Raw genomic sequence first — 12,356 nt, 5'->3', positions numbered from 1 at the left:
TAACTAATAGCACTGAAACTGTATCTTTAATTGAAACTTCTTCTAATCTAAATATCAGTCCTTCTGATAATAATTCGATTTCGGATACTAAAAATGTACCTAAATCAACACTAGATGAGAACGTACCTAAATACGTCACTCTTAATAATGCAGAAGAATGGAATGAGTTCTTTATAATGCAGAACAACACTTCTACTAATACCACTAATAAAAAGAAACCAAAACCTTATATTCATAAGGATAGTAATGGTATATGTACATATACTGCTCGGAATGAGAATAAATATGGTGGTAAGAACATTATAGGCAAAATTGCTGAACAAATTAAAGAAGAGATATCTAAAAATATAGAAAATAATGATATAGAATTTATAAAACTTAAAGAAAGCAAAAATGAAGATAATATTATTGAGCCTGCCGTAAGAATTGCGATAGGTAGTAATACAAAAGAAATAAGCATGAGTGACATTCTAAATAACGATTTGTGTAAACAATATGGCGTGAAAGCAATTACATTATTGCTACCTCAAAGTAAAGCAAGGGGGCTACTTTGCCGGGTTGATGAACATGGAACAAGAATTTATGAAGTAGCTAATGGGTCATATCAAATGACTTTAAAGGGGAATGCTCAAGGAAAAGAATGTAATATTAAAATTAATATTCATGATAATGGCTCCGTAGAACTTATTGAGGGTAATGGTGTTACTATGGAGCAATTAGCTGCACATAAAGAAGTAAAAGTAGGAAGGCAATATGAAGCAAAGCCTTTACATGAAGTGTTAGCATCACAATTGCCACAAACACAATTACAACAAAGCTCTGAAGAAGTAAAATTTTTGGAGCAGCATTCAACAAATGTAGAAGACTTGAGCGGCGCATCACAAAAGCATCAAGCTCCTGCTGCTTCAAAATAGGTAAAGTAGTGAAAATTCAGTATAAGTTGCTTGCATCTGCAAGTAACTTATACTTTTATGATGAGCAACACAATACTACCAAGAAATTTCTACGAGCGGCCAACTTTGGTTGTAGCCGGGGAGTTACTAGGAAAGATGCTGAAATTTTCTAACTTTAGTGGAATAATAACCGAAGTTGAAGCCTATATAGGAATGAGTGACCCAGCTTGTCATGCGGCTAAGGGTTATACTAACCGAACCTCAGTAATGTTTGGTATGCCGGGGTTTTCATATGTGTACTTTATATATGGAATGTATTACTGTTTAAATATTGTAACAGAAGCAGAAGGGTTCTCAGCAGCAGTGTTAATACGGGGATTAAAGCTCATTGAACCGCTTGAGGCAAATTTAGGTGGGCCAGGAATATTGTGTAAAAGATTAAATATTACAAAAGAACATAACAAACAGGACCTTACTATAAGCCACGAATTTTGTGTTTATGAATCTCACCTCAAACCAGATTATGTGTGCACTCCGAGAATCGGAATTAGTAAAGGCCAAGAGAAATTTTGGCGGTTTAAAAACTTAAGATCTTGCGTAGACTATTTGCCAATTGGATAATCACCAGTGAAACAAGCATCACAATATTGTGGTGTAGCATTGTTACGCACTTCTCCTTTAACAGCCTGATATAATCCATCAATACTCAAGAAGGCTAGGCTATCTACTCCTATAACTTCCTTAATTTCCTCTACAGATTTATTTGCAGCAATTAAATCTTTGCACTCTGGCGTATCTATTCCATAAAAACAAGAATGCTTAATTGGTGGGCTTGAAATTTTGAGGTGAATCTCTTTTACTCCTGCATCCTTTAGCATAACTATTATATTTGTTAACGTACTACCACGCACTATACTATCATCTATTAAAATTATGTTTTTACCTTTCAAAGTGTGCTTATTAGCATTGAATTTTAATTTTATTCTAACTTTACGTACTTCAGCGGTTGGTTGTATAAAAGTTCTTCCTATGTAATGATTACGAATTATTCCCAGTTCCATAGGTAATCCTGAATGCTTTGCATATCCAATAGCTGCAGGTATTCCAGAATCAGGTATTGGTACAACCATATCTACATTGTTTTTTGGTGGGCTCTCTTCTGCAAGTATTCTTCCTATTTCTTTTCTTGTATCGTATATAGACCTATTCTCCATTATGCTGTCTGGTCTTGAAAAATAAACGTATTCAAAAATACAAAAACTTGATTTTTGCTGTGGGAAAGGAAACATTGAGGCTAGCTTACTACCCGAACTGATGGTAACTAATTCGCCTGGTTCTATTTCTCTAACAAACTCTGCATTTATTATATCAAGAGCACAAGTTTCAGATGCAAGAACGTAAGAACCGTTTAACTTTCCTAAAACAAGAGGCCTGATTCCAGATGAATCACGTACTCCAATAACTACTTCTTGATTGATTGCAACAAAAGAATAAGCACCTTGTATTTGCTTTAATGCATATATAAAACTCTCTAAAAAGCTATCTTTTTCACCGCTTGCTGTCAGATGCACTACTACTTCTGTATCAATATCTGACTGAAAAACGCACTCTTGTTTAATCAATTGTTCGCGTATCGGAGAAATATTAATTAAATTACCATTATGTGCTATGGCGAAATCCCCAAATTTGCCACTTTTGCTAAACATGGGCTGCACTCCAAACTTATTACCACTTGTTGAGTATCGAACATGACCTATTGCACAATCTCCAGGTAAGGATTTCTTTATTTCATCTATATCATCAAATACGCTGCTCACTTGACCTTGAAAGTGATAAGAGTGCAGCTTATCGTTGTTACTGGTTACTACGCCAAAAGACTCTTGACCTCTATGCTGCAAAGCGTGGAGAGCAAGTATAGAGTTAAAAGCAGCACTTTGGTTGCAACTTATGCCAAATACCCCACATTCCTCACGCATTTCATCTAGCATAAAAACTATTAAGTAAAATTTAATTTTACTTTAGCATAGGTAAAATACAAGCATTTTGTTGTTCATCTGCTTTTATTGCCAGCAATAATCCTATGCATATTAAGCTTGCAGCAGTTGTACTTCCTCCATAGGACAGAAATGGCAATGGGTCGCCTATCACAGGTAAGAGGCCCATTGTCATTCCGATGTTTATAAAGAAATGAGCACTAAAAAAGGCGAAAATGCCGATAGATATCGACTTAGAAAAATAATTTTTCGACCTATAAGCGATAGAGAAAATTATGCCAAGTAATGAGGTATAAAGCAAAATTAAAGCCATGCTACCTAAAAATCCCCATTCCTCACTCAGCACTGCAAAAGCAAAATCTGTACGTTTCTCCGGCAAAAATCCAAGTTGAGTTTGACTTCCGTTAACAAAGCCCTTACCAAGCAAACCTCCTGAACCAATAGCTATCTGAGATTGCTGCGCATTATAACCTATTCCAAGTGGATCCACTGATGAATCCAAAAACGACAATATCCTTTGCTTGTGATAAGGACGTAAAAAAGGCCAAATAGCCGGTACTGCAAAAATGCCAAGCGTTCCACATATTACCGAATGAGATCTTTTTATTATTGCTGTGAATATAATTGATATCCCTATAAATAACATTATCACAGCTGTGCCTAAATTAGGTTGCTTTAACACCAAGAACACGGGTAAGAAAATAATTATAAGTGCCTTAAGCAATCTTTTAAATTCCATCATTTTATATACACTCTGCTTATCAAAATAGCGAGCAAGCGCAAGTATTAAGCCTACTTTTGCAAATTCTGATGGTTGCAAACTAATTGATCCAATTCTTATCCACCTTGTTGCACCCATTATGTGTGAGCCAAAAAAATTCACTACTAATAGCGAAATCACTGCTGCTACATAAAAAAAGTAGGCGTGCTTCAAATAAAAATCTAGCTCTATGAATGACATAGCTATAGCAAGTAGGAAAAAGAAGGAGAATATGACCAGTTGGTGAATCGCAAATGGCACCCACTTTCCTCCAGCAGAAGAGTATTGAACAACAATGCCAACGCAAAACAGCGCTATCACGTTAATGACTAACAACCAATGAATCTTCTTCAGTCTATCCACAATAAAGACCTTATAACCTTAAAGTATAGTAAAATATGAAACAAAGATAAAAATCAAAAAACCAACTTCTCAACTACTAACCGAATTGGAGTGCTATATATTCCAGTTACTACTGTTAAAACTGCCATAAACAATAGACAGAAAAGCATAGGAAATGGCACATCATTAATTTTGTCCGGTGTCATTCCAGTGCGTGACGTTGCATCATTTTCAAAATACATTTTCTCTACCATCTTCCACATATATATCAATGCAAGGAAAGAGCCAGCAGCAAATGTTACAAGGGAAATCCACGCATGAGATTCGATAATTGCTTTCATTATATACCACTTGCTTACAAAGCCATTTGTTAAAGGCACACCGATTAATGCTAAACTGAGTAGAGTGAACGCAAGTGCTGTATAAGGCATTGATTTCTTGAGTCCCGATAAATTCTCTATTTTTGTTGTATCAAATTTGTAAGAAATACATCCTGCAGCCATAAATAAAGATGTTTTTATTATGCTGTGGTTTACTATGTGAAGAATTGCTGCAAATACACCTGTTTTTGAGTTAAAACTCAGTGCTAAAATTATATAACCAATTTGGCTAATACTAGAGTAAGCAAGCAGTCTTTTTATGTCTTTTGCGGTTATTGCAAATATCGACCCAAATATAACAGCGCAAAGTGCGAGGATAATTATCACGTTGCTTAGTGATGGTTTAAATAAGAAGAAATTTTGATGAAAAACAGTATAAAAGATTCTGATGAAAACATATATCATCACTTTTGTCACTGTGCCTGAAAAGAATATGCTAATGAAACTTGGCGCCTCACTATATGCATTAACCAGCCACCTGCTTAATGGAAACAGTGCCATTTTGATTGAGAGACCAATAAAAATGAACAACGTGCCAAGTTTTATGATGTTGTTATCGTGTAATGGAACTATTCTTTCAGCCATGTCAGACATATTGAGCGTTCCAGTCATTGAATACAAGAGCCCGATGCCAAATAAATAAAATGTTGCGCCTATTGTTCCACTAATTAGATATTCAAATGCTGCAACCAAGGCTTTTTTATCCCTTCCCATTGAAACTAATACATAAGAAGAAAGAGATGAAATTTCCAAGAAAACGTAAAGGTTAAATATGTCGTTTGTTACTAGAATCCCGAGCAGTCCGCTTAAGCACAGTAGAAATAGAGAGTAAAAACCAGTGATTTTGTTTTTGCTAATTTCTTTTTCGTTAATATAAAAGCTATAAAGCACGCTAATCAGCGCTATAAAATTCACCAAAGTTAGAATCAAGGAGTTTAACACGTCGATTCTTAACTCTATTCCATACGGAGGAGCCCAATTTCCAAGGTGATAAGTTATAATTTCACCTTTATATGTTTTAATGAGTAGTATTGATGAAATGATAAGAGTGATTGTTGTTGCAATAAAAGAAATAAACCAAGATACCTTGTGTTTCTTGGCAAGAAAGCAAAACATTGATGCAATTATTGGTATAATAACTTGTAAGATTGGTAATTGCATTAAATTGTTGTTAATATATCGTTAAAGTATTAGTATATATAATACTTTTTGTTTTAATACCCTTATGTTATCTAAAATTTGTAACGCAATAAAACGCCTATTACGAAGAGAAGATAAATTTGTAGGAAGAGATGAAAATGGAAATTCTTACTATGAATCAAGTAAAGGAAAAAGGTGGGTTATGTATAGCAGTGTCTCTGAGCCTACAACAGTGCCTCCGGAATGGCATATATGGCTTCACTATACTGATAATGTAGTACCAGTTAATAATAAAAAAAGAAAAGTAAAACATACTCCTAATTTAACGGGTACAAAAGATGCATACTATCCAAACCAAAAAGTGAAAAATTACTATAAAAGCTGGAGTCCTGATAACTAAAGATGCGAAGGTCAAATATACTTGAAATAACCGCTGGATTATTTGTATTAATTTTCACTATTTTTCTGATTTTCTTTGCTATTGATAAGCTATCTTACATAAAGAAAAACTATAAGGATTGCAATAAAATATATGGTCTTTTTGCTAACGCTAACGGTATAGGAGTTGGTGATAGTGTCAAGATCTCTGGTGTAGATGTTGGAAGCATAACTGGTGTATCACTTGACAAAGCTACCTACGTAGCACGAATCGATATGTGTATAAGCAAAGACATAAAATTGCCAATTGATAGTTCAGCTCTGATCACTAGCAGTGGAGTTGTTGGCAGTAAATTTGTTAATATATCACCTGGATCAGATATTAAACTAATCTTGCATGGTGGTAAAATAGAGTATACTCAAGCTGAAGCAAATATGGGTGGAATAATGGACAGAATTCTTGGTATGTTTACAAAGTGAAAATGGCAGGATTCCAAGTATATCCGTTCAGGTAAAGCCTCCTGTAGTTCTAAAGTATTTAAGGAGTTTGCCTTATTTCTTGCCTTTTCTACCGCTTGCTTTGGGGTTTATAGTATAGAAAGTGCCTTAATAGTTGCAGTGCATGTCTATCAATGATAAAATGAAAATTAATTTATTTTGATATTATGATTGGTTTACTGTTTGCCGTACTGTTGTTCCTCTGTGGTAGTGATGCACTTGCAAAACAGGAGCCACGTTCAATAGCTGGAGATAATCACATAAAGGTGATAAATTATAACCCACAAGCTATACATAAGTATACGGGTTTTTATGGTTATCAGTCCAGTATATTGTTTGAACCAGGGGAGGTAATACAAAACCTTTCAATGGGTGATTCAACTGGTTGGCAACTCCTTCCTCAAGGTAATAGATTGTTTATTAAGCCTATAGATGATATTGCCGATACTAATGCAACTATAATTACCAATAAAAGAGTTTATTACTTTGAACTTCATGCTGAAGAAGCAACTGGACTAGATGATCCAAGATTAGCATATGAAGTAAGGTTTCTTTATCCACTATTTAGCAGTGATGAGATTTACACAACAAATAACGGTGATATCTTCGAACAAGCTAGTCATACCATTATTCCTGATATCAATGATATTGAAGTTGTAAAGAAGGGATTAAATTTTAATTATTCCATCTCGCACGTCAAAGGTAGTCAGTCAATAATACCAATTAAGGTTTTTGATGACGGAAAATTTACATATCTACAATTCAATAAAATAAACTCTGATTTTCCGGCAGTTTTTATGGTTGATTCTGCAGGATATGAGTCTTTAGTAAATTTCCGTACAGTTGATAACTACCTGATAATCGAAAGGGTAAGTTCAGTGTTTACCTTAAGGAATGGATCGAGTACAGTTTGCCTATTTAATGAAACCATACCTTTCAAAAAAGGGTAAAGGCTATAATGCCCGAGATATGGGTGCAAAATTTTTTCTATGATGTTCTGTAATTCCATAAAGGCCAATAGCGTTAAGGTGCTCTTTTGTCCCATATCCTTTATTTTTATACCAATTATATTCAGGATGCTTATTATGCAATTCTTGCATAAGCCGATCTCTCGTAACTTTTGCAACGATTGAAGCTGCTGCAATTGACGTACTCAAATTATCACCATTTACTATGGATTTCACTTGCCATTTCACTTCAGGTGGTTGATTACCATCAACTAGTACATAATCTAATTCTAGGTCCAAGTCTATCAACGCACGTTTCATTGAAAGCTTTGTTGCTTGCAAGATATTGTATGAATTTATTTCTTCTACGCTTGCCATTCCTATACCAAATTTTGCAACGGATGTTATTTTTTCATATAGGACTTGCCTACATTGAGGAGTCAACTTTTTCGAGTCGTTGATTCCATCAATAATTGTATTTCTATCAATAAACACTACGGCTGCGGATATTACTGGACCAGCTAGCGGACCTCTTCCAACTTCATCCACTCCTGCTATCACTCCTGATAATTTATTTTCTAATGTAAAGTCTGGGTATTTCACAGGTTTTTATAATAAGAAAGTTATAGTAAAAACTGAACAGATAATAGAAATTATCCAAAATTTCATAACGATTACATTTTCTGACCATCTCTTCTTCTCAAAGTGATGATGTATTGGTGCCATAAGAAAAACTCTTTTTCCTTCTCCATATTTAAACTTTGTATATTTAAAATATGATATCTGAATAATAACAGATAGAGTCTCTATTACAAAGATTATTCCAATAATGGCAAAAAGCATTTCTCTTTTAATTAGGACACTAGTTAACCCTAAAGCCGCACCTACCGACAAGCTACCAACATCACCCATAAATATTTTTGCTGGATGTGTGTTAAACCACAAGAAACTTAGAATAGCTCCTATAAATGCAATGCAGAATAAAGTAATATTCATATCTGCCTGAGTTATATATGCAATTAGCCCCAAAAAAGCAAAGGAAGTGATAACTTGAGTTGCAGCAAGGCCATCCAAACCATCTGTGAGATTCACAGCATTAGAAGAGCCGACAATTACAAACGCAGCAAACGGAACATATAGATAGCCAAAATCTATTATTACTCCTTTAAATAGGGACGTTTTTGTAAAACATTCAGCAGAGTATAGCTTAAGTATAAACACACCAACCAGAGCAACAATAAACTGAATAAGTATTTTGGTTTTTGCACTTAAACCTCGATAGTGATTTGTCTTCAATTTTAAATAATCATCAATAAATCCAAGTAGAGCAAAAAATAGAGTTATCAATATCAGCAGCAAAATTTCTGGTGTTAACTGAGCCCAGAGTAAAATTGGTAATAAAGAAGAAATCAGTATTATTATTCCGCCCATAGGTGGTACATTCTTTTTTGTTATTAAATGACTTTCTGGTCCACATGATCTAATTGGTTGCCCATCTTTGCTTATTTTTTTTAGAAGCTTTATAAAATAGGGAAAAAGAATAAACCCAAAAACAAATGAGGTAAAAAATACTTTTGTAGCTAAGATCATCTGCTTACTTAAATTGACTAAGTGTCATACCACCTATAGCTAATAAAGTCAACTTCTGTCATCCTATAGCCTGACCCACAACTGTACGAACATTGTGATTTGGGCCCATCAGTAGGGTGTCATCCCAGTCTGGAATCCACAACTGTACGAACGTTGTAGTTTGGACCACCAGTGGGGTGTCATCCCAGTGCCCAGACACTGGTTCTATGCAACTTAATTAAAAACGTTTGTTTTAGTGTAAGACAATTACCTTTAGCTTATCAGCTCAGTTATAAGCAAAATTTCTGGATTCCAGACTGGAATGACACCATTTGCTGTGCAATTTACCTTCAAAAATGAATGTTCGTACAGTTGTGAACCTGTGGCAGGTATTACATAAGAGCATTTCCCTCTTCTAAATTAAAACGCACTTTTGCCTCCTTTGCAGTCTATACTTTAGATGTATTTAATTTACAAATACTAATTATTTATTAATAATGGTGATATGTAAATATAGTTATAAAATAATTGTTACACTTGAATTCCTTCCTGGTTTCTGTTGTTATCAGAACATTTAAAACACTTTAAGAAAGCTGCTTAGTTAAATTAACTTAGACAAGTAAATAGCAGTTTTGCAGCCTGTTTTTATGAATGATGATAAAATGTTGTAGCCAAATGCGCTTTCAGCATTGTGCTGAATTGCAATATCTTTGTGCTCTAACTCCTCGTCGCGAAATTTACTTATAGTTTCTCTTAATTCCCCATCTTCTAAATGTGAAACTTGCTCTTTGTAGTGCTCCCCGATAACTTCTTCAACTGCAGCAGTGCAAGCCATAGCAGCTTTTTTGCCCATAATGGCAGTTGCAACGCCAAGCGACACTCCTAAAACACGCCAAACAGGCAACAAAACAGTAGGACGAACTTTTTGCTCTTTGATTTTCTCATTAAAATAGTGAAAATGCTTTTTTTCCTGCTCTTCCATTTCAATTATTTCATTGATTATAGAAGATTTCTTAAGAATAAATTTTTGACCAGAATAAATGCAAATAGCTCCATATTCTCCAGCGTGATCTACTCTAATTGCCTGTTGCAAGAACTGATTGTTGCTGTACCTTAAATTATTTAGATTTCTTTCTTTCTCCACAATACACCTTACCTGATACGAACAGAGCTACTATGAGATAAATTAGATTCCATGTTGCTAAGGAAACACCTAGAACGTAATGAGGTCTGTCACAAGATGGAGAGTAATTAGGATTTAGTAGATTATTTCTGAGCTCTTCTATACTAACGTTACTACTTGCTTGCTCTGTACAACCTAAAACATCATGAAATAAGTGAAGTTCAAGACCTATATGATAAAAAGATATTACTGCACCTATGAGGTAGCTGCAAAACATTGCATAGATTAGAATTTTGTTGTCTTTAAGCATGCACGCTACTGCAAGTAATCCAGCGATATAGTAAACTATTCGCTCGTATGTACATAACTTGCATGGCAGCATGTTGAAAAAATATTCTAGCACATATGCAAAAATTAGAGCAGCGGCACTCGACAGCAGAAAGATTGCAGGAATTCTGGAATTATTACACATAACTTTAAGTAAATTATCCCTGAAAGTATAAAGCAGAGTATTCATTTTACATAGGGATTTTTATTTTTTTTCAAAAGCAATCTAACTGGCACACCGTCTGCAAAGAAATTTTTTCTGAGATCGTTAATTAAATAGCGTTTGTAACTTTCATCAACACTTTCAGGTATGTTACATATCAAAGAAAAAGCTGGAGGTTTAGTACCAATTTGAGCGATATACTTCATTTTAACTGCTTTGCCTTTTACAAGAGGGTGAGAATGTTTTCCTACAGCATCTATGAGCCACTTATTCAGTTTTGCAGTGCTGATCTTCTTGTTCAAGGATTCACTCACTTCAAGACACTTATCTATCACATCACCGCAGCGCATGCCTTTTAACGCAGAAATTGTTATAGTTGGCACTTCCAAGAATAACCTGGTTACTTCCTGTTGTTTGACAAATTTTATTAACCTGCTTCTGTCATCCTTACCTATTAAATCCCACTTATTTAAAACAACAATAATCCCTTTCCCTCCCTTAATTGCAGCTTCACCAATTGATAAATCCTGCTGCTCAATACCAACTAGGGAGTCTAGCATTAAAACTACCACATGAGAGCGCTTGATTGATTCCATGCTTTTCTCAACAAATCTTGATTCTAAGCCATCTACAACATTCGCCTTTCTGCGGATTCCGGCAGTGTCAATTAGAGTAATTAACTCTCCATCATGATCATATGTAATATCCACAGAATCACGTGTGGTACCTGGCTCTGAACTTGTTATTAGTCTGTTTTCTGCAAGTAAACCATTTAAAAAAGTTGATTTTCCAACATTCGGACGGCCGATGATCGCGATCCTCAGCCTACTCAGTTCATTGTTAGGTAACTCAGTGTTCTCGTTAAAATTTTCAATAACACCAGCTAATGCATCATAAAGATCAACCATGCCAAGATTATGCTCGGCAGAGATATACACCGGGCCAAGAAAATCAAAAAACTGCAAATAATCAACATTTTCGGATTTATGACTCTCGCATTTATTTGCTACTAGTATTACAGGTTTATTTATTTTTCTCTTCAGCCACTTTGCAAACTCTTCATTTCGCTCATTTTGCACTTTTGCATCAACAAGAAAGAAAATTATGTTTGAATTGGATAAAGAAAATTCGATTTGTTCAATAACTTGTAGTGAAAAATTAGTTTGGTCGTTCCATCCTCCTGTATCTACAACTTTAAACTCCAAATCGCTAATTCTCCCCATTCCCTCTCGCCTATCCCTTGTCACTCCTGGAATGTTACTCACTACTGCTGCTTTTCTTCCTACTAATCTGTTGAATAGGGTCGATTTTCCAGCATTTGGTAGGCCTACTATGGCGATTTTTAGCATAATTCAAGGGCATGTTCTATATGAAGTAAATTATAACCGAAACTTTTCAATTTAACTATTGACTTCGTAGATTATATAAGCATACTACAGTTAGAATTTTTTTATTTCGTTATGTAAAATATGGGGTAGTTATGCTAGTGTCAGAGCAAATAGAGAGTGTAGATAGAGAAGAATTAAAGCAACAAAATCATATACATAAAGATACAGAGTATTCGGAAGAGACGACAATATATGGGCATATTAATCAACATATGGAAAAAAACATCTCAAATACATTGCATGAAATATATGATGCTCTTATGTCATATAACGAATCGGAACAGCCAATGGCGTCAACTTAAGAACTTTCATTAGCAAACTCTCCTAAAGACATGATGGCGTTTAGGCTTATCTACTTTATTGCGGCTGTCCCGGTCGGATTTTAACTTTAGCGCGTATACTTAAAAAGGGCTTGAAAGTTTTTTGGCGCAATAAGTACCTGATAGAGTTTCTG

14 protein-coding genes and 1 pseudogene are annotated in these 12,356 nt (G+C 34.8%); 6 read left to right on the top strand and 9 right to left on the bottom strand.

Features of this window, described 5'->3' with window-relative positions; all coding sequences use genetic code 11:
- Nucleotides 1-914: hypothetical protein (locus OZD62_RS03815; protein ID WP_275019463.1), on the top strand; the 914-nt coding region annotated here is incomplete at its 5' end.
- A gap of 60 nt (nt 915-974) precedes the next feature.
- Nucleotides 975-1,514, top strand: a complete 540-nt coding sequence (locus OZD62_RS03810) for a DNA-3-methyladenine glycosylase (protein ID WP_275019464.1) — start codon at nt 975-977, stop codon at nt 1,512-1,514.
- Here OZD62_RS03810 and purF read toward each other — a convergent pair.
- The 3 genes from purF to OZD62_RS03795 are packed head-to-tail and all read right to left on the bottom strand — an operon-like array spanning nt 1,496 to nt 5,530.
- Nucleotides 1,496-2,881 (bottom strand): amidophosphoribosyltransferase, encoded by a 1,386-nt coding sequence (purF, locus tag OZD62_RS03805; RefSeq protein ID WP_010082377.1) that lies wholly within the window; start codon nt 2,879-2,881, stop codon nt 1,496-1,498. The two genes, OZD62_RS03810 and purF, sit on opposite strands and share 19 nt — an antisense overlap.
- A gap of 25 nt (nt 2,882-2,906) precedes the next feature.
- Nucleotides 2,907-4,010, bottom strand: coding sequence for a rod shape-determining protein RodA (gene rodA, locus OZD62_RS03800; protein ID WP_010963045.1), 1,104 nt, complete (start codon nt 4,008-4,010; stop codon nt 2,907-2,909).
- 53 nt (nt 4,011-4,063) lie between these two features.
- Nucleotides 4,064-5,530: a proton-conducting transporter transmembrane domain-containing protein gene (locus tag OZD62_RS03795; protein ID WP_275019462.1), complete on the bottom strand. Its 1,467-nt coding sequence runs from the start codon at nt 5,528-5,530 to the stop codon at nt 4,064-4,066.
- A gap of 64 nt (nt 5,531-5,594) precedes the next feature.
- Between OZD62_RS03795 and OZD62_RS03790 the strand changes: the two genes are divergently transcribed.
- The 3 genes from OZD62_RS03790 (at nt 5,595) to virB9 (ending at nt 7,335) form a co-directional block, all read left to right on the top strand.
- A complete protein-coding gene (locus OZD62_RS03790; protein WP_007548590.1) occupies nt 5,595-5,909 on the top strand; it encodes an NADH-ubiquinone oxidoreductase subunit NDUFA12 family protein in 315 nt (104 codons plus the stop codon).
- A gap of 2 nt (nt 5,910-5,911) precedes the next feature.
- Entirely contained in the window at nt 5,912-6,367 is a 456-nt protein-coding gene (mlaD, locus tag OZD62_RS03785; protein WP_010082331.1) for an outer membrane lipid asymmetry maintenance protein MlaD, read from the top strand.
- A 185-nt stretch (nt 6,368-6,552) separates the two neighbouring features.
- Nucleotides 6,553-7,335, top strand: a complete 783-nt coding sequence (gene virB9, locus OZD62_RS03780; RefSeq protein ID WP_010082330.1) for a P-type conjugative transfer protein VirB9 — start codon at nt 6,553-6,555, stop codon at nt 7,333-7,335.
- A gap of 3 nt (nt 7,336-7,338) precedes the next feature.
- Here the strand turns inward: virB9 and OZD62_RS03775 are convergent, their stop codons facing one another.
- From OZD62_RS03775 to der, 5 genes are all read right to left on the bottom strand, one after another.
- Nucleotides 7,339-7,935 (bottom strand): ribonuclease HII, encoded by a 597-nt coding sequence (locus tag OZD62_RS03775; RefSeq protein ID WP_010082329.1) that lies wholly within the window; start codon nt 7,933-7,935, stop codon nt 7,339-7,341.
- A 6-nt stretch (nt 7,936-7,941) separates the two neighbouring features.
- Nucleotides 7,942-8,922, bottom strand: a complete 981-nt coding sequence (gene mraY / locus OZD62_RS03770) for a phospho-N-acetylmuramoyl-pentapeptide-transferase (protein ID WP_010963043.1) — start codon at nt 8,920-8,922, stop codon at nt 7,942-7,944.
- Between the two features lie 580 nt (nt 8,923-9,502).
- Nucleotides 9,503-10,045, bottom strand: coding sequence for a demethoxyubiquinone hydroxylase family protein (locus OZD62_RS03765; RefSeq protein ID WP_006279362.1), 543 nt, complete (start codon nt 10,043-10,045; stop codon nt 9,503-9,505).
- The gene (locus tag OZD62_RS03760; protein ID WP_010963042.1) at nt 10,020-10,541 is read right to left on the bottom strand and encodes a disulfide bond formation protein B; all 522 of its coding nucleotides are present in this window, start codon (nt 10,539-10,541) and stop codon (nt 10,020-10,022) included. The genes OZD62_RS03765 and OZD62_RS03760 overlap by 26 nt, the downstream gene beginning before the upstream one ends.
- Nucleotides 10,538-11,863, bottom strand: coding sequence for a ribosome biogenesis GTPase Der (gene der / locus OZD62_RS03755; RefSeq protein ID WP_275019461.1), 1,326 nt, complete (start codon nt 11,861-11,863; stop codon nt 10,538-10,540). Before der ends, OZD62_RS03760 begins: the two co-directional genes overlap by 4 nt.
- A 131-nt stretch (nt 11,864-11,994) precedes the next feature.
- On the opposite strand from der, the gene OZD62_RS03750 reads away from it, so the two are divergent.
- A complete protein-coding gene (locus OZD62_RS03750; RefSeq protein ID WP_010081834.1) occupies nt 11,995-12,204 on the top strand; it encodes a hypothetical protein in 210 nt (69 codons plus the stop codon).
- Between the two features lie 9 nt (nt 12,205-12,213).
- Here OZD62_RS03750 and OZD62_RS06190 read toward each other — a convergent pair.
- Nucleotides 12,214-12,356: pseudogene (locus OZD62_RS06190) on the bottom strand (IS4-like element ISWosp8 family transposase); the annotation flags it as partial.

This window comes from Wolbachia endosymbiont of Drosophila seguyi, assembly GCF_028981765.1.
Classification (GTDB): Bacteria; Pseudomonadota; Alphaproteobacteria; order Rickettsiales; family Anaplasmataceae; genus Wolbachia; species Wolbachia pipientis.
This window is presented reverse-complemented; position numbering and strand designations above follow the sequence as displayed.